This is a genomic window from Kitasatospora sp. NPDC089913, assembly GCF_044748625.1.
Taxonomy (GTDB): Bacteria; Actinomycetota; Actinomycetes; order Streptomycetales; family Streptomycetaceae; genus Kitasatospora.
Genome location: NZ_JBIVGI010000011.1, coordinates 159,287 through 176,115 on the forward strand (window position 1 = coordinate 159,287; position 16,829 = coordinate 176,115).

At 75.1% G+C, this 16,829-nt stretch carries 15 protein-coding genes; 12 read left to right on the forward strand and 3 right to left on the reverse strand.

Annotated features, from left to right (window positions below):
* Position 1 precedes the first annotated feature (1 nt).
* The 3 genes from rpsL to ACIPYS_RS19120 form a co-directional block, all read right to left on the reverse strand.
* Positions 2-373: a 30S ribosomal protein S12 gene (gene rpsL, locus ACIPYS_RS19110; protein WP_014144289.1), complete on the reverse strand. Its 372-nt coding sequence runs from the start codon at positions 371-373 to the stop codon at positions 2-4.
* Positions 374-753: 380 nt separating this feature from the next.
* The gene (locus tag ACIPYS_RS19115) at positions 754-2,355 is read right to left on the reverse strand and encodes a DUF2142 domain-containing protein (RefSeq protein ID WP_093861709.1); all 1,602 of its coding nucleotides are present in this window, start codon (positions 2,353-2,355) and stop codon (positions 754-756) included.
* A gap of 353 nt (positions 2,356-2,708) precedes the next feature.
* Positions 2,709-3,230 carry a DUF1707 and DUF4190 domain-containing protein gene (locus tag ACIPYS_RS19120; RefSeq protein ID WP_400747395.1) on the reverse strand — a complete coding sequence of 174 codons (522 nt, stop codon included), beginning with the start codon at positions 3,228-3,230 and terminating at the stop codon, positions 2,709-2,711.
* Between the two features lie 375 nt (positions 3,231-3,605).
* On the opposite strand from ACIPYS_RS19120, the gene ACIPYS_RS19125 reads away from it, so the two are divergent.
* The 12 genes from ACIPYS_RS19125 to ACIPYS_RS19180 all read left to right on the forward strand — a co-directional run bounded on the left by ACIPYS_RS19125 (position 3,606) and on the right by ACIPYS_RS19180 (position 16,788).
* A complete protein-coding gene (locus ACIPYS_RS19125) occupies positions 3,606-4,415 on the forward strand; it encodes an ABC transporter ATP-binding protein (protein ID WP_093861708.1) in 810 nt (269 codons plus the stop codon).
* Positions 4,412-6,082, forward strand: coding sequence for a hypothetical protein (locus ACIPYS_RS19130; RefSeq protein WP_093861707.1), 1,671 nt, complete (start codon positions 4,412-4,414; stop codon positions 6,080-6,082). The genes ACIPYS_RS19125 and ACIPYS_RS19130 overlap by 4 nt, the downstream gene beginning before the upstream one ends.
* 73 nt (positions 6,083-6,155) lie before the next feature.
* A complete protein-coding gene (locus ACIPYS_RS19135; protein ID WP_400747398.1) occupies positions 6,156-7,022 on the forward strand; it encodes a hypothetical protein in 867 nt (288 codons plus the stop codon).
* Positions 7,023-7,089: 67 nt separating this feature from the next.
* The gene (locus ACIPYS_RS19140) at positions 7,090-7,830 is read left to right on the forward strand and encodes an NAD-dependent deacylase (RefSeq protein WP_093861705.1); all 741 of its coding nucleotides are present in this window, start codon (positions 7,090-7,092) and stop codon (positions 7,828-7,830) included.
* Positions 7,831-8,040: 210 nt separating this feature from the next.
* A complete protein-coding gene (locus tag ACIPYS_RS19145) occupies positions 8,041-9,444 on the forward strand; it encodes a methyl-accepting chemotaxis protein (RefSeq protein WP_400747400.1) in 1,404 nt (467 codons plus the stop codon).
* Positions 9,441-9,959: a hypothetical protein gene (locus tag ACIPYS_RS19150; RefSeq protein ID WP_093865067.1), complete on the forward strand. Its 519-nt coding sequence runs from the start codon at positions 9,441-9,443 to the stop codon at positions 9,957-9,959. Before ACIPYS_RS19145 ends, ACIPYS_RS19150 begins: the two co-directional genes overlap by 4 nt.
* A 50-nt stretch (positions 9,960-10,009) precedes the next feature.
* Positions 10,010-10,669 carry a VWA domain-containing protein gene (locus ACIPYS_RS19155; RefSeq protein WP_093861704.1) on the forward strand — a complete coding sequence of 220 codons (660 nt, stop codon included), beginning with the start codon at positions 10,010-10,012 and terminating at the stop codon, positions 10,667-10,669.
* 13 nt (positions 10,670-10,682) lie between these two features.
* Entirely contained in the window at positions 10,683-12,008 is a 1,326-nt protein-coding gene (locus tag ACIPYS_RS19160) for a protein phosphatase 2C domain-containing protein (RefSeq protein ID WP_400747403.1), read from the forward strand.
* The gene (locus tag ACIPYS_RS19165) at positions 12,005-12,991 is read left to right on the forward strand and encodes a hypothetical protein (protein WP_400747405.1); all 987 of its coding nucleotides are present in this window, start codon (positions 12,005-12,007) and stop codon (positions 12,989-12,991) included. The genes ACIPYS_RS19160 and ACIPYS_RS19165 overlap by 4 nt, the downstream gene beginning before the upstream one ends.
* Positions 12,992-13,140: 149 nt before the next feature.
* Positions 13,141-14,355 (forward strand): cytochrome P450, encoded by a 1,215-nt coding sequence (locus ACIPYS_RS19170; RefSeq protein WP_400747407.1) that lies wholly within the window; start codon positions 13,141-13,143, stop codon positions 14,353-14,355.
* A gap of 20 nt (positions 14,356-14,375) precedes the next feature.
* Positions 14,376-15,377, forward strand: a complete 1,002-nt coding sequence (locus ACIPYS_RS19175; protein WP_400747509.1) for an ADP-ribosylglycohydrolase family protein — start codon at positions 14,376-14,378, stop codon at positions 15,375-15,377.
* 100 nt (positions 15,378-15,477) lie between these two features.
* Positions 15,478-16,788: a serpin family protein gene (locus ACIPYS_RS19180; RefSeq protein ID WP_400747408.1), complete on the forward strand. Its 1,311-nt coding sequence runs from the start codon at positions 15,478-15,480 to the stop codon at positions 16,786-16,788.
* Positions 16,789-16,829: the final 41 nt, after the last annotated feature.

The following is a 16,829-nucleotide window of genomic DNA, read 5'->3' on the forward strand; positions in this document are numbered from 1 at the left end:
CTTACTTCTCCTTCTTGGCGCCGTAGCGGCTGCGAGCCTGCTTGCGGTTCTTGACACCCTGGGTGTCGAGCGAACCGCGGATGATCTTGTAGCGGACACCAGGAAGGTCCTTCACACGACCACCGCGAACCAGCACGATGGAGTGCTCCTGCAGGTTGTGGCCCTCGCCCGGGATGTAAGCGGTGACCTCGATCCCGCTGGTGAGGCGCACACGGGCGACCTTACGAAGGGCCGAGTTCGGCTTCTTCGGGGTGGTCGTGTACACACGCGTGCAGACCCCACGGCGCTGCGGGGAGCCCTTCAGCGCGGGAGTCTTGTTCTTCTCGACCTTGTCCTGCCGGCCCTTTCGGACCAGCTGCTGGATCGTAGGCACCGTTTCTCCGTTTTCTGTGTGCCAAGGCTTGGTGGAACTAACCTGCGGTGTTCCCTCGCACACGGCCCCGTGGTCGACCCACGCGGTCGGGTGTGTTGGGTTTTTTCCGGCACGGAATCCCGTGGGCTGATGTACAGCGACGGCGCTCTACGCGCGGCGCGCCCGAAAAGGCGCTCCGGCTCGGCGCGGCGACCGGTGTGCATGCACGCACAAGGACCCGGGGACACCCCAGGCACAAGGTCAGAGCGTACCTAGCGCATCGGGCTCGGTCAAAACAAATGGAACGTCGCAGGTCATGGCCGTGGCGCCGAGGTCCCCGGCGCCACGGCCGATGCTTATAGCACACTCCCTCCGGGCGTGCTCCGCAACTCGTCCGACGTTCAGCCGACCGGCGTCGCCCGCCGGTCGTCGGCCCGGCGCAGGACCCGCTCGCCGTCGACCGGCGGGTGCGGCGTCGGGGCCGGGGCCGGCGGCGTGCGGTCACCGGCCAGGGCGATCACGGCCAGGCCGGTCGCGCCGAGGCCGTACGCCAGCAGCCAGAGCAGCCAACTGCCCGGCGGCGACCAGTGCGCGGGGTGGATGAAGAACGCACCCGCGGTGCCGACGGTGTTGCGGCGCAGCGTCCAGACGAAGGCGGCGACGTTCGCCACCGTGAGGGTCAGGGCCATCCAGCCGATCAGGCGCCGCCACGGCAGCCCGCCGGACGGCACCCGCAGGGCGGCCACGGCCGCCGCCGCCATCGGCAGGCCGACCATGAAGGGCAGCAGGTAGCGGCCCTGCCAGACCATGCCGATCTTGGTCGCCTGGCTCGCCTGCGCGGCGACCGGCACCAGGACCAGCGCGACCATGATGGCCAGCACCACGAAGGCCTGGCGCGGGCGGCCGAAGCAGAGCGCCAGCAGGATCAGCAGGATGATCGCGGCCGGCCAGAGCAGCCAGGTGATGGCCGGGGCCGGGGTGTCCAGCCAGCCGAAGTCGCCGATCATCTGGTGGATGTAGACGAGCGAGTTGTCGAAGGTCCGCCGTGCGGCGTTCAGCGGGGTGAACCAGTCGGGGATCTGGATCACCGAGTGGTCCGGGTGGGCCATCGCCCAGGCCATGGCGACCCCGGTACCGGCCAGCAGGAGCAGGCCCCAGAGCCAGGTCGCCCTCGTCCGCACCACCATGCGGACGGCCGAGCGCTGGGTCAGCAGCAGTGAGCAGACGACCGCGCCGGCGAACCAGACCAGACCCAGCGGGCGGATGTTGATCAGCACCAGGCCGCCGATCCCCAGCCGCAGCAGCCGACGGTTCAGCAGGGCACGGTCCGGTGCCATGAACATCGGCAGCGCCGCGCTCCAGACCAGGACACCGGCGGCGATCTCGGGGCCGCTCGGGTTCACCATGCCGCCCATGTACAGGGTCGTCGGCGTCAGGGCGGCGAGCAGACCGGCGATCATGATCCCGCGGCGTCGCCACTCGGCGGCCGCGACCACGGCGCTGGCCAGCAGCGCGGCGCAGAACACCGCGGAGACCAGTCGCATCAGGTACAGCCCGGGCTCACCGGACACGAGCAGGCTGGGCCAGCCCACCACCGCGTAGTAGAGCGGGTTGTAACGCCCCGCCGCGGTGGTCACCTCGACGGTCTTCTCCGAGGTGCCCAGCGGTGGCGCGCAGTCGGCCGACTGCCACTGCTGGAAGGCGTAGCAGGTGTGGCGGCTCGACAGCTCCCGGTACCACTCCGGCAGCTGGACGCCGGTCTCGGCGAACTGGCCGTCCATGCCGGCGACCTGGTGCTTGACCATCACCTCGGTGCCGTTGACCTGCCCGCGGGCGACCGCGGCGGCCCGCACCAGGTGCGCGTACTCGTCCGGCGAGCCGCCCATCGGAGTGGACAGCGACCACGCCGAGCCGAGAACGACGAACAGGAGGAAGGAGACCCCCCACAGCCGTCGCGGGGAGTTCACCAGGCGGTCGGCTATCCGCTTGAAGGTCTTCGTCATCGGTCGGTTGGGATTAGGAGTCACTGCCGTCTCTTCGTGTCAGCATCGAGCCCGTCACCGGACTTTCTCCCCGGCGGCACTGTCACCGCCCGTCGAGGTCCTCCGAGCAGGTACCGGCGGGAATGAGATCGCGTCTCATGGAACCGCCCCGGGCACGAGGTCCGGGGCAGCCTTCCCGGCATCCTAAGGCTTGGTCCCCACGGCGGTTCACCCGGACCTTCACCTGCCCGTCACACCTGGCGGGAGGGACCGCCCGGTCGCGTCGCGGCAGGCGGCCCGGGCCGGCACCCCCTGGCGGGCCCCGGGCCGGGGCGCTCCCGGTGGCGGCCGTCCCGCCAGCCTCCTCGTACCGCTCAGGCGCCGCCGGCCACCACGGCGAACATCAGCAGGGTCCAGAAGAAGCATTCCACGTACCCGAGGACCAGGCCGAAGGTGGCCATCCCGTCGCCGTCCTCGTTGCGCCGGGCGATCTGGTTCTTGGCGATGTGGCCGGCCACCACCGCCGGGGCGCCCATGCCCAGCAGGCTGAGCACCAGGGAGGCCACGGCCGCCGCGTTGGTCGGCCGCGGCGGCGGCATCATGACCGGCGGCGGCAGGAAGGTCGCCGGCACCACCATCTGCGGGGCCGTCATCTGCGGGGCGACCATCGGCCCGGCCGGCAGGTCGGCGACCAGCCGGGCGAGCTGGCCGTAGGTCTGCGCGCCGCTGGCCGCCTCGAAGCGCTCGCCGTACTCGGCGGCACTGAGCCGGCCCTCGGCGAACGCGGCCTTCAGCACGTCCACCGTGCGCTCGCGGTCCGCGGTCGCCGCCCGCATCGCCGCCTGCGGCATCGCCGCCTGCGGCGCGGCGGCCGGCGGCATCGGGGGGTACTGCATCGGGGGGTACGGCGTCGGGGGCGGGCCCGGAACCGGCGGCCTGGCCGCCCCGAACTCCTGCTCACCCCACGGCTGAACGGCCATCCGCCACCTCCCGGTACCCCCGTGCGACCACGGGGTCCCCCCGTTCGTCGGACTCTCATAGTGCAGGACGAACGGGGGCTCCGAGTAGTTGCCGTTTCTTCCGAACCGGTACACCTCCGGATCCGTCCCTCCTCCTGCGCCCCGCTCTTCACCCGTTCGGTCCCGACACACCTGGGGCAGCGCCGCAGGAGACAGGCCGGGCCGGGCGGTGGCAGGCTGTTGTCGGGGCCCGTTTCGATCTTGGAACGACCACCGCCCCGACCGGTCCGACCATCAGCAGAGAGAGCCACCATGCAGGCATCGGCGCCGCCGCCGTCCCCCGACCCGACCGCCCCCGTGCCCTCCGCGGTGTCCATCCAGGGCCTGTGGAAGCACTTCGGGAGCCAGGCCGCCGTCGCCGGGCTCGCTCTGGAGCTGCCGACCGGGGCGTTCATCGGACTGGTCGGCCCGAACGGCGCCGGCAAGACCACCACGCTGTCGATGGTCACCGGCCTGCTCCGGCCCGACCAGGGGACCGTGCTCGTCCACGGCGCCGACGTCTGGGCCGATCCGGTCACCGCCAAGGCCCGGATCGGCATCCTGCCCGAGGGCCTGCGCATGTTCGAGCGGCTCAGCGGCCGCGAGCTGCTCCAGTACAACGGCCGGCTGCGCGGACTGCCGGGCGCCGAGGTCGACCGCCGCGCCGAGGAACTGCTCGCCGTCCTCGACCTCGCCGACCACGCCGACAAGCTGGTCGCCGACTACTCCACCGGCATGCGCAAGAAGATCGGCCTCGCCGCCGCCCTGCTGCACAACCCGGACGTGCTCTTCCTCGACGAGCCGTTCGAGGGCGTCGACCCGGTCTCCGCCCAGACCATCCGCGGCGTGCTCAAGCGGTACGCGGCGGCCGGCTCCACCGTGGTCTTCTCCAGCCATGTGATGGAGCTGGTCGAGCAGCTCTGCGACTGGGTCGCCGTCATCAGCGCCGGCCGGGTGATCGCCCAGGGCCCGCTCGACGCCGTCCGCGGCGGGCGCAGCCTGCACGAGGCGTTCCTGGACCTGATCGGCGTCCGCGAGGACGACGGCCGGTCGCTCGACTGGCTCGGCGGGGGCGAGCGGTGAGCTCCTCCCCCGCCCCGGCCCCGCTCCCGGCTCCCGCCCCGCTCCCGACGGCCGGGGTCCCCGACGACCGGACGGTCGTCCGCACCCTGGTCTCGCTCAAGCTCCGGCTGCTGCGCAACGGGCTGCGGCGCAGCCGCGGCCGCGCCGCCCTCTACGTGCTCGGCACCGCCGTCGGTCTGCTGTTCGCGATCGGCGTCGCCCTGCTGCTGACGATCCTCCACGACCACGTCGAGCACGGCGCCGCCGGTGACGCCGGCGTCGTCCTGGCCGGCGCGCTCACCCTCGGCTGGGCCGCGATCCCGCTGTTCCTCTTCACCAGTGACGAGAGCGCCGATCCCACCCGGCTCACCATGCTGCCGCTGCGGCCGGGACCGCTGCTGCGCGGCTCGGCGCTGGCCGCGCTGCTCGGCCCCGGCCCCCTGATCAGCCTGGTGCTGCTCACCGGCGCCGCGCTGTCCGGCGCCCGCGGCGCCGCCTCGGCGGTGGCCGGCGCGGTCGGGGTGCCGCTCGCGGTGCTCACCGTGGTGACACTCTCCCGGGCGGTCGCCGCCGGCAACGCCCGGCTGCTCTCCAGCCGGCGCGGCAAGGACTTCGCCGTCTTCGGCGGCCTGCTCTTCGCGCTGCTGGCGCAGATCGCCAACCTCGCCTCGCAGAGCGTCTTCGGCAAGGCCGGCGAGAACGGCGCCGACCTCGGTCCGCTGGCCCCGTTCGCCGCCGTGCTGCGCTGGATCCCGCCGGTCGGCGCCGTCGACGCGGCCCGCACCGCCGGTGAGGGGCGGTGGCCGCTGGCCCTGCTCCAGCTCGCCGCGACCGCCGCGCTGCTCGTCCTGCTGCTGCGGTGGTGGCGGGCCGGCCTGCAGCAGCTGATGGTCACCGCGGACGCCTCGACGGTGGAGGTCGTCCGCGGCGTCCAGCGGGCGCGGCGCGGCCCGCGCTTCCTGCCGGAGGGCCGGACCGGCGCGGTGATGCAGCGCCACCTGCGGTACGCCTGGCGCGAGCCGCGGGCCAAGGCCGCCGTCTTCACCAGCATCGGGATGACCCTGGTGATCTGCGTGCTGTCGATCGTCCAGGGCTGGTCGACGGTCTATCTGGTGGCGATGACCGGGATGTTCCTCGGGCTGCAGATGCTCAACCTGTTCGGCATGGACGGCTCCGCGTTCTGGATGGTCGCGGCCACCCTGCTCACCCCGGCGGACGCCCGGGACGAACTGCGCGGGCGGGCGTTCGCCGTCCTCTCCTACTCCGTCCCGGTCACCCTGGTGCTCGCCCTGGTGCTCGCCGCCGCCACCGGCGACTGGGCCGGGCTGCCGGCCGCCGTCGGCGTCGCGTTCGCGCTGCTCGGCAGCGGCCTCGCGATCGGCGCCGTGCTCAGCGTGCTCGCGCCGTACACCATGCCCGCCGACAACAACCCGATGCGCAACGCCGCCCCGGGCCAGGGCGGGCTGGTGATGCTGAACAGCTTCGGCTCGATGTTCGGCAGTGCCCTCGTCGCCGCACCCGTCGTCGGCTGGCTGGTCTGGGCCCTCGCCACCGACGCCGTCACCTGGCCGCTGCTGCTCGTCGGCCCCCTCTACGGCGCCGCCGTCGCCGTCCTCGGACTGCGCCTCGCCGCCGGGCGGCTGCTGGAGCGTCTCCCGGAGATCCTCGCCAAGGCCGTCGAACGCTGACCCCCGCCGGTGGCGGGGTGCCGGGCCGCGGAATCCGCTGGAGCCCGGCGCCCCGGCGCCGGACAATGGCCCGATGATCGAGGTGGGGCGTGACAGCGCGTCGAACGTCAACAGCGTCGGACCGGACCACCGGCCGTTCCCGCTGACCTTCGGCGTCCGCGCGGCGGGCGGGTCCTGGCTGGTGGACGCGACGGCCGCGCAGGCCGGGGAGCTGGCCGGGCTGCTCGCCGGCCGGGCCGCCGGACCGGTCGCCGTGGTGGATCTGCACACCTGCAGCTTCGTGGACGAGGACTTCCGGTCCCTGGCGCCGTCGCTGATCGCGGCGGAGCTGGGCGTCGACTGCGCCGTGCACCCGGTCGGCGCCTGGGCGTCGGACACCATCGGGGTCGGCGAGGAGTTCCTGCTCCTGGACCGCGGCGAGCTGCCCCGCCTGCTGGACGGCACCTGGACGCCGTACCAGGTGGCCCTGGTCGACCTGCCGGGCGAGGTGACCCCCGAGCGGCTCGACGAGCTCGCCCTGGTCGTCGGCACGACCGCGTTCGACCAGCCGCTGCTTCCCCTCCTCGAGGGCTCCACCCTGTGGTTCTCCGGCCACGACGACTGCTACCTGCGGGTGGAGTCGACGGACCCGGAGGTGCCCGGTGCCCTGCTCGGCCGGCTGCTGGCCCTCCTGGCCGGCTCCGCCCTGACCGACGCCGACGCCGACGACGCCCCGCCGGTGCTGGTGCCCGAACCCGACCCCGCCCTGGCGGAACGGCTGATCGCCACGAGCGCGCACTGGGCGGGCACGGTGGCGGCGGTGTCCGCGACCGAGGTGGCGCTCGCGCTGACGGCGCTCCCCCGGCGCTGGCGGCTGCGCGACCCGGCCCCGGCCGGGGCCTGGCACACGGTGACGCTCGACCTCGTGCGCGGCCGGTGGCGGCTCGGCCCCGCCCCCTGAAGCCGCGACGGCCGTACCGGCGGATTTTCGGTGGCGGGCGCTCGGCACGGACCGTAGCGTCCCGGGCATGAACGCCAAGCGCCCGCTGATCGCCGTGCTCACCGGCGCCGGGATCTCCACCGACTCCGGCATCCCCGACTACCGCGGCCCGAACGGTCTGTGGCAGCGCGACCCGGGCGCGCAGCGACTGGTCACCGTCGGCCCGTACCTGTCCGATCCGGAGGTCCGCCGCGAGGCGTGGCGGATGCGGGCCGCGACCGGCGCGCTCGCCGCCGAGCCGAACGCCGGGCACCGGGCGCTGGTGGCGCTGGAGCGGTCCGGGCTGCCGCTGCGGATCCTCACCCAGAACGTCGACGGCCTCCACCAGCGGGCCGGGCAGACCCCGCGCAAGGTGCTCGAACTCCACGGCACCGCGCGGGAGGTGCGCTGCGTGGACTGCCGGGCGACCGGCCCGATGGAGCAGGCCCTGGAACGGGTCGCGGCGGGCGAGCCGGATCCGGCCTGCCGGGCCTGCGGCGGGATCCTGCGGCCGTGCACGGTGATGTTCGGCGAGCAGCTGGACAGCGAGGTGCTCCGGCAGGCGGAGGCGATCAGCACGGCCTGCGAGCTGTTCATCGCCGTCGGCACCAGCCTGAAGGTCTACCCGGTGGCCGCGCTGCCGTACGACGCGGTGCGGGCCGGCGCCCGGCTGATCGTGGTGAACGGCGAGCCGACGCCGCTCGACGAGGCCGCCGAGGAGGTCGTCCGGGAGCCGATCTCGACCGCCCTGCCGGCCCTGGTGGAACGGCTGGTCGCCCGCCTCGGCTGACCGCCCGCGCACGCCGGGCGCGGCTCCGGAAAGGCTCGCGATCTTTCCGAACTGCCAAGTCCCGAAGGCCTGTTCTGCGCTACGCTGCCGCGCGGAGCGGCGTGGTCGGTTTCCGGCCACGGGGGGAGGCCGCGCGGGCGGGGCACGCCCGCGCGCCGCACCGGGGCACGGGCGTGCCCGCTCCGCGGCGGCGCGTACGAAGGAGCCCTCATGACCCCAGGCCTGCTGCTGGACCGCACCGCGCTCGGGGACGGACTGCGGGCACTGGCCGACCGGCCCGGACTGGCGAACCGGCGGGAGGAGCTCCGCGAACTGGGCCTGGCGCTCTCCGGGACCGGCGACCTGGACCACTGGGCCGAACTCGACCTGGTGCACAGCTTCGTCCGGCCGGAGAGCGTACGGGCCGCCGTCCGGCCCCGGCCCGCGCCGCGGTTCTGGGCCTGGGCCGAAGTGGCGCTCGGCGGTCTGGTGTTCGTCCCCCTGCTGGTCACCTGGGGCGGGCTGATGCAGGCCAGCAGCGCCTACCGGGCCCTGATCGGCACGGACCCCCGGCAGGCCGCGCGGCCGTTCCTCCAGCTCTGGCAGACCGGCTTCGAGGGCCGGCTGCCGGGCTGGGCCGGCTTCGGCGACATCGCCCGGTCCGCGACCCTGTTCATCGCGCTGCTGCTGGCGCTGTCCGTCGCGCACGGCCTGCGCAGGGCGGGCACCGAACGCCGCGAGGCGGCGGCCGAGGCCGAGGCGGAGGACCTGCTCGCCGAACTGGCGCCGCTGCTCACCCGGGCCCAGCTGGTACTGAACGAGCGCCGCCGTTCGACGCCGCAGCGCTTCGCCGCCGAGCTGACCGGCGCGGCGCAGACCCTGGAACGGCTCGCCCGGCAGGCCGCCGACACCCAGCGCGAGCTGAGCGCGGCGGCGCTGGCCGTCGAGCGTTCGGTCGCCGGGGCCGAGCGGCGGCTGACCGAGGCCGGCGAGGCGGTGGACCCGCTGCGCCTGGCCGTCGACGGTGTGGAGAAGGCGGTCGACGGCGTCGGAAGGGCCGTCGACGGCGTCGGCCGGGCGGTGAGGGACAGCGGGGACCGGCTCGCCGAGACCGTCCGGGACGGCGCGGCGGCCACCGACAGCCTGGTCCACCGGAGCGGGAAGCAGGCCGCCGACGCGGTCGACCTGGTCCGGCAGGCCACCGACCGGGTCGGCACCGGACTCGCGGACGCCGGGGAGCGGGTGGAGGACGCGGTGCGGGACCTCGCGGTCGCCCAGCGCGGCTTCACCACCGGCGCGGAGACCGTCGCGGACGTCGGCGGGCAGGTACTGGAACGGCTCGACGGCCTGGCGCGCGAGGTCGTGGCGATGGCGGACCGGGTGGCCGCCGCGGCCTCGGCGGCCACCGCCGCGGCGGCCCGGCTGGACGCGGCGGCCGACCGGCGGGGCGACGCCTCCCCGGGGGTCGTCATGGTGAAGACCTCCGCCGGCCCCGGGCCCGACGAGGGCACCGCCCGGTCCCGGGGCACCACCACGGCCACCGCCACCGCCCCGGGCGGCGTGACGGCCGCGGACCTGGACGACCGGACGCTGCTGGACCTGGACGAGGTGCCGGTGCACGGGCAGGGCCGATGAGGGACCGGTTCCGGACCGCGCGGCCCGGCCCGCGCGGCACCCACCTGGTCGGCTGGCTGTTCGCCGACATGCTGCTGGTGCTCGCCCTGGTCGCGATGGGCGACCAGGGCGACCCGGTGGCCGCCGAACGGGCCGCCACGACCCCCACCGCCACCCCGGTCCCGAGCGCCACCGCGAGCGCCGCGCCGCTCCCCGTCCCCACCCCGGCCGGGCCGCGCGGGGTGGAGCACGACCCGGTCACCGTCGACGTGACCGGGGACTCCTCGGACGCGGCGGGCCTGGCCGCGCAGATCCGCGCCGCCACCGAGCCGTACGCCGGACGACAGGCCGCCGTGGTCCTCACCTTCGGCAGCAACCGCGACCCGGGCGCCGGCCAGGCCTACGCCCACACCGTCAACGGCCTGCTCGCGCAGGCCCGTCCGGAGATGTTCCGGGGCACCACCGCGCGGGACTTCATCTCGCTCGCGGACAACCCCCGGCACGCCTCGCTGGAGATCTACTTCTACACCGGCTGACCGCCGCACCGGCCGACCGCCGAAGCCCTGCCGTTCGAAGGAGAAACGCAGTGCAGATCCTCCCGTTCTACGCCGTCTGCGACGAGTCCTCGTCCATGACCCCGCACATCGACACCCTCAACAAGGCGCTGTTCAGCCTCCACCAGGAGATCAGCACCAACCCGACCGTCGCCGACAAGACCCGGTTCGGGCTGATCGGCTTCTCCACCGACGCCCACGAGCTCCAGCCGCTGGTCGACCTGAGCGACCTCGAGGAACTGCCGGCCCTGGAGGCCTCCGGCCTGACCTCCTTCGGCAGAGTCTTCGAGCTGCTCGGCCGGGCGATCGAGCGGGACGTGCGGGAGCTGAAGGCGGAGGGCCACGACGTCTACCGTCCGGTGGTCTTCTTCCTCTCCGACGGCGAGCCGACCGACACCGACTGGGAGCAGCCCTACCAGGACCTGCTCGCCGCCGCGTTCCGGCCGCACATCATCGCCTTCGGCATCGGTCAGGCCGACCGGACGGTGATCGCGCGGGTCGCGACCTTCAAGGCCTTCATGCAGGAGGACGGGGACGCCGACGTGGCGCCCGCGCTGCGGGAGTTCGCGGCCAGTCTGACCCGGTCGATCGTGCGCTCGGTGAGCGGGGCGACCGCCGCCGGCACCGGTATGAGCCTCCAGGTCGACGACCAGGTGTCCGGCTTCACCGCCGTCTCGCTCGACAAGCTCTGAGCCGGGCCGCCGGATGAATCCGCACGAGGGTCCGCCGTCGGCCGGCCAGGTGCCCGAGCCCGGGCCGGAGCACGCGCCGACCCGCAAGGACGACCCGTTCGAGGTCAACACCCCGGTCTACGAGGACTGGGACCTCAAGCCGCCGGAGCCCGCGCCGGCCCCGGCACCCGCGCCCGCCGACGCCGTCGTGGGGCCCGTCGTCACCCCGGGGCGGGTGACGCCCGAGGACTTCCTGCCGCGACCGATCGGCCAGGGCCCGGCCGCGGTCCGGGGTCCCTGGCCGGACCCGGTGTCGCCGCTCGGCGGGCCGGTCGGACCGCCCGCCGCCGCGCCCCCGGCCGGGACGGCCGGGACGACCGCGCCCGAGGCGCCCACCGGGACCACCACCGTCGGCGCCCCCGGCGCCGCCGGCACCGGCGCCGACCCGGTCGTACGGCCGGCGTCGTTCCGAACCCCGGGACCGCTCGCCCACGTCGGCCGCAAGGCCCCCGCCTATCCCGCCGAACCGACCGACATCCCCACCGTCCGCGGCGGCGACCTCTACGGCGTCCTGCTGCCCGACACCGTCGTGGACGGCGGCCGGTTCGGCGCGATCACCGTCCGGGCCGCCTCCGTCCGCGGCGACTCCCACCGCTACGCGGCCGAGTGCCGGCAGGACGCCGCCCTGGTCGTCCGGGCCGGCGGGCTGCTGCTGGTCGCGGTCGCCGACGGCGTGGGCTCCCAGCCCCACTCCCACCACGGCTCCAACGGCATCGTCCGGCTGCTGGCCAAGCAGGTCCTGCCGCGGGCGGACACCCTGCTGGACCTGCTGCGGACCGGCGCGGCGGCGGAGTTCGACGACCTGACGAGCCGGCTCGTCGCCGCCGCGGCCGAGGAACTCGCCCGGGAGGCCGAGCGGTTCGGGCATCCGCCGAAGACCTGGTCGACCACCCTCCGGGCGCTGCTGGCAGCGGCCGACCCGGCGGTCCCGGCCCGGGGCTTCGTCGCGGTCGGCGACGGCGGACTGCTGCGCCTGCGCGCGAACCGCTGGGAGAACCTGGACGCCGACGGGGACGGCGCGGGCACCCTGATCAGCACCCGGACGGACTGCCTCCCGCAGGCGTACGACCGCGCCCGGACCGCGCTGATCACCGACACCCGCCCCGGTGACGTCCTGGTGCTCTGCACCGACGGGCTCGCCCTCCCGCTGGTCAAGGAGCCCGAGCTGCGGGAGTTCCTCGGCGGGCGCTGGGGCCACGAGGTGCCGGGCCTGGCCGAGTTCCTCTGGCAGGCCCAGGTCCGGGTGCGCAGCTACGACGACGACCGCTCGGTCGTCTGCCTCTGGGAGGCGCCGGTATGACCGCCCCGGACATTGCCGACGCGCTGGCCGGCGGCACGGACCTCGGCCTCGCCCTGCTGCCCGCCGGCCCCGAGGCCGGCCGGGGCGGTCAGGGCCTGGTGCGGCGGCTGGACGGCGTACCGGGAGTGCTGTTCAAGCGCTACCTGGAACCCGGGCGGGTGCACGGCCCGGCCCTGGCCGAACTGGTCGCCCTGCGGCTCGCCCTGCCGCCGGACGACCGGGACCGGCTGGACGCGCAGGCCGCCTGGCCGCTCTGCCGGGTGGTGGACGGCCCGCGCTGCGTCGGGTTCCTGATGCGGGAGGCGCCGTCGTCGATGACCTGGCGGACGGCCTCCGGCGGATCCAGGCTCACCGAGGCGCAGTACCTGCTCTACCCGGAGAAGCCCGCCACCCAGGGCGTCGTCCGCCCCGGCCCGGAGCAGCGGCTGGCCCTGGTGCTGGAGCTGGTGGGCCTGGTCGACCGGCTCCACCGCTGGGGGCTGGTGATCGGCGACCTCTCGCACGCCAACGTGCTCTGGTCGGCAGGGCCCGGACCGGCGGTGCACCTGCTGGACTGCGACGGCATCCGCCGGGTCGGGGCGGCGCCGGTGCTGGAACAGGCCGACACCCCCAACTGGTCCGACCCGCTCTCCCCGCACGGCAGCGCGGCCTCGGTGGACAGCGACCGCTACAAGGCGGCCCTGCTGATCGGCCGGATCCTGGCACAGGACCCGTACCTGGTGCCGGGAACGCCGTTCGAACCGCTGCCCGGGGTGCTGACGGAACGGCAGCTGACCCTGGCCCGGCGGGTCTGGGAGCAGGCCGGCGGGCCCTACGGGAGCCGCCCGGACCCGACCGCCTGGCTGCTGGCGCTGGGCGGCCGGGGCAGCATCCCGCTCGCCCGGGCGGACACGCCGGTGCCGCGTCCGGCCCGGCCGGTCGACCCTCGGCTGTTCGACGGCCGGGCGCCCCGGGGCAGCATCCGGCTGCGCCGGCCCGACTGACGGGCCGCAAGCAGGACGGCGGGCGGCGGCCGGGCGGCGGGGTCCGCGGCGGGGTCCGCGGCGGCGGGTCCTCCGCCCCTGGGGCCGGACGGAGCGCGTGCGTACGATGATCCTTCCGGCTCCCCCTCACGGCCTGGAGTGATCGACCGATGACGACGACGGCGAAGTTCGACCCCTGGTCCGCGGCGTTCGTGGCCCACCCCTACGACGCGTACGCCGAACTGCGCGCCCAGGGCCCGGCAACGTACTTCGGGCCCACCGACCAGTGGCTGGTCCCCCGCTACGGGGACGTCGGCGCGCTGCTGCGGGACCGCCGCCTCGGCCGCACCTACACCCACCGGTTCAGCCACCAGGAGTTCGGCCGGCCCGAACCCGACCCGGCGCACGAGCCGTTCCACACCCTCAACGACAACGGCCTGCTCGACCTGGAGGCCCCGGACCACACCCGGATCCGCCGCCTGGTCTCCAAGGCCTTCACCCCGCGCATGGTCGAGGGCCTGCGCCCGACCGTGCGGCGGCTGGCCGGCGAACTCGTCGACGACCTGCTCGCGGCCGGCGGCGGCGACCTGATCGCCGCCGTCGCCGAGCCGCTGCCGGTCGCCGTGATCGCCGAGATGCTCGGCGTCCCGGAGTCCGACCGGCACCTGCTGCGCCCCTGGTCCGCCGACATCACCGGGATGTTCGAGCTCAACCCGTCCGAGGAGACCGCCCGCCGGGCCGTCACCGCGAGCACCGAGTTCTCCGACTACCTCCGCGCCCTGATCCGCGACCGCCGCACCGCCCCCGGCACCGACCTGATCAGCGCGCTGATCCAGGCCCAGGAGGGCTCCGACGCGCTCAGCGAGCAGGAGATGGTCTCCACCTGCGTCCTGCTGCTCAACGCCGGCCACGAGGCCACCGTCAACACCACCGGCAACGGCTGGTGGGCGCTGTTCCGCAACCCCGCCGAACTCGCCCGGCTGCGCGCCGACGTGGACGGGCTGCTGCCCACCGCCGTCGAGGAGCTGATGCGCTGGGACACCCCGCTGCAGATGTTCGAGCGCTGGGTCCTGGAGGACATCGAGATCGGCGGCGTGACCGTCCCGCGCGGCGCCGAGATCGCCCTGCTCTTCGGCTCCGCCAACCGGGACCCCGAGCGCTTCGCCGACCCCGACCGCCTCGACCTCGGCCGCACCGACAACCCGCACATCACCTTCGGCGCCGGAATCCACTTCTGTCTCGGTGCGCCCCTTGCCAGACTGGAGCTCACCGAGTCCTACGGCACCCTGCTCCGCCGCGCCCCGGGCCTGCGGCTGGTCCGCGAGCCCGAGTGGCGCCCCGGCTACGTGATCCGCGGGCTGGAGGAACTGCTGGTCGAGGTGTGACGGACGAGGGGGAGCGGGCCGTGGGCGACAAGGCGACGGGAGCACTGCTGGGGCTGGCGATCGGGGACGCGCTGGGCAAGGCCACCGAGTTCTCGGACGTCGCGCTGATCGCGCGGCAGTGGCCGGACTGGCGGCGGCTGCCGCTGCCGGACGACGGGCTGATCACCGACGACACCCAGATGACGCTGGCCCTGGCCCGCGCCCTGCGCACCGCCCTGGCGGACGGGCCGCTCACCCCGCAGACCCTGGAGCCGCCGCTGCGCGCCGAGTTCCTCGCCTGGGCGTGCTCGCCGGAGAACAACCGTGCCCCCGGCATGACCTGTCTGCGCTCCTGCGACCGGCTCGCCTCGCCCGGGGTGCGCTGGCAGCTCGCCACCGACGTCGGCTCCAAGGGCTGCGGCGCCAATATGCGGGTCGCCCCGCTCGGCCTGGTCCGCGGGCCGACGACGGCGCAGCTGGCCGGCGCGGCCCAGCTCCAGTCCGGCCTCACCCACGGCCACCCCACCGCGCTCGCCGCGAGCGAGCTCACCGCCCACGCCGTCCGCGAGCTCGCCGAGGGCCTGCCGCCGGCCGGACTGCCCGCCTTGCTGCGCGGGTACGCGCTCTCCCGGCGCGGCCACTACGACGCGCGCTGGCTCGACGACCTCGCGGCGCACGCCCAGGACCCCACCACCGAGGGCTTCGCCACCCGCGGCTGGGACGAGTGCCTGGCGGTGCTCGACCGGCTCGACGCCGCGCTCGCCGCGCCGGACACCGAGGCCGATCCCTGCCTGGCCACCGGCGAGGGCTGGATCGCCGAGGAGGCCCTCGCCACCGGACTGCTCTGCTTCCTGCTGCTCCCGGACGACCCGGTGGCCGCCGTCCGCCGGGCCGCCTACTCCTCCGGGGACTCCGACTCGATCGCCTGCCTGGCCGGCGCCTTCGCCGGGGCCCACGCGGGCGCCGACGCCTGGCCGGCGGACTGGGTGGAGCGGATCGAGCACCGGGACGAACTGCTGGAGTTCGGCGCGCTCTGGGACTGAGCGGCCGACACCGGAGGGAACCGGGCCCCGGCGGGGTGCGTCGAACCGGGACCGAGGCGCGGGCACCGGCCCGTGCCGGGATCCAGGGGCGAGGTCAGCCATGTCCGCCACGACCGTCCGCACCCGCCGCCCGGCGGTGCTCCTGCTCTGCTGCGCGGCCCTGCTCACCGCCTGCGGCTCCACCGGCGGCGGGACCGGGGTGGTGCGGGCCGATCCCCCGTCGCTGCCGCCCGCCGACCCGGCGGCGGTCGCGGCCACCGCGTCGGCGACCGCCGCGTTCGGGCTCGACCTGCTGCACGCCCTCACCGTCGAACCCGGCGCGGCCGAACGGAACCTCGTGCTGTCGCCGTCCGGCCTGGCGACCGTGCTCGCCATGGTGCTGCCCGGGGCCCGGGGCACCACCGCCGAGCAGCTGGCCGAGGCCCTGCACACCGGGCTCACCCCCGAGCAGTACGCGCTCGCCACCGGCGCCCTGAACCGCGCCGGCGCGCCGGGCGGCAAGGGCGGGGCCGTGCTGCGGCGCTCCGACGACGTCTGGGCCCAGCGCGACTTCCCGCTCGACCCGCACTACCTCGGGGTGCTGGCCGCCGGCTTCGGCACCGGGGTGCGCACCACCGACTTCCGCAAGGACCCGGAGGGCGCCAGGAAGGCCGTCAACGGCGTCGTCGAGAAGGCCACCGAGGGCCGGATCAAGGACCTCTTCGCGGAGGGCCAGCTCAATCCGGACACCCGGCTCGCGCTCACCGACGCGCTGTACCTCAAGGCCGACTGGGCCCACCCGTTCAAGGCCGGACGGACCACCGCCCTGCCGTTCCACCGCCTCGACGGCTCCGCGGCGCCCGTGCCGACCATGGCCGGCGCCGAGTCGCTGCGCTACGCCGAGGGCTCCGGCGGCATCCTCGGCGAGCCCTGGCAGGCCGTGGAACTCCCCTACGCGGGAAGCACCCTGGCGATGGACCTGATCGTGCCCGCGCAGGGCGGCTTCGCCGCGTTCCGGCAGGGGCTGGACCAGGCGCAGCTGGACCAGGTGCTGGGCGGGCTCACCGAGCGGACGGTCGACCTCACCCTGCCGAAGTTCCGCTTCGACAGCGGGGGCGAGCTCACACCCGTGCTGAAGGCGCTCGGCGTCACCGCCGCGTTCGCGGAGGACGCCGACCTCTCCGGCATCCCCGGGCCGGGCGCCGCCGAACGGCTCCGGATCGGCCCGGTGGTGCAGAAGGCCACCGTCCAGGTGGACGAGCAGGGCACGGTCGCGGCGGCCGGCAGCGGCGTCGGGGTGGAGGTGGCGGCCGCGCCGGCGCCGCGGGACCCGGCCCGGCTGCACATCGACCGGCCGTTCCTGTTCCTGGTCCGGGACACCGCGAGCGGGCTGCCGCTCTTCCTCGGCCAGGTCACCGACCCGGCGGCATAGCCGGCGGCTCGCGGTCGGACCGGGTGGCGGTCGGACCGGGT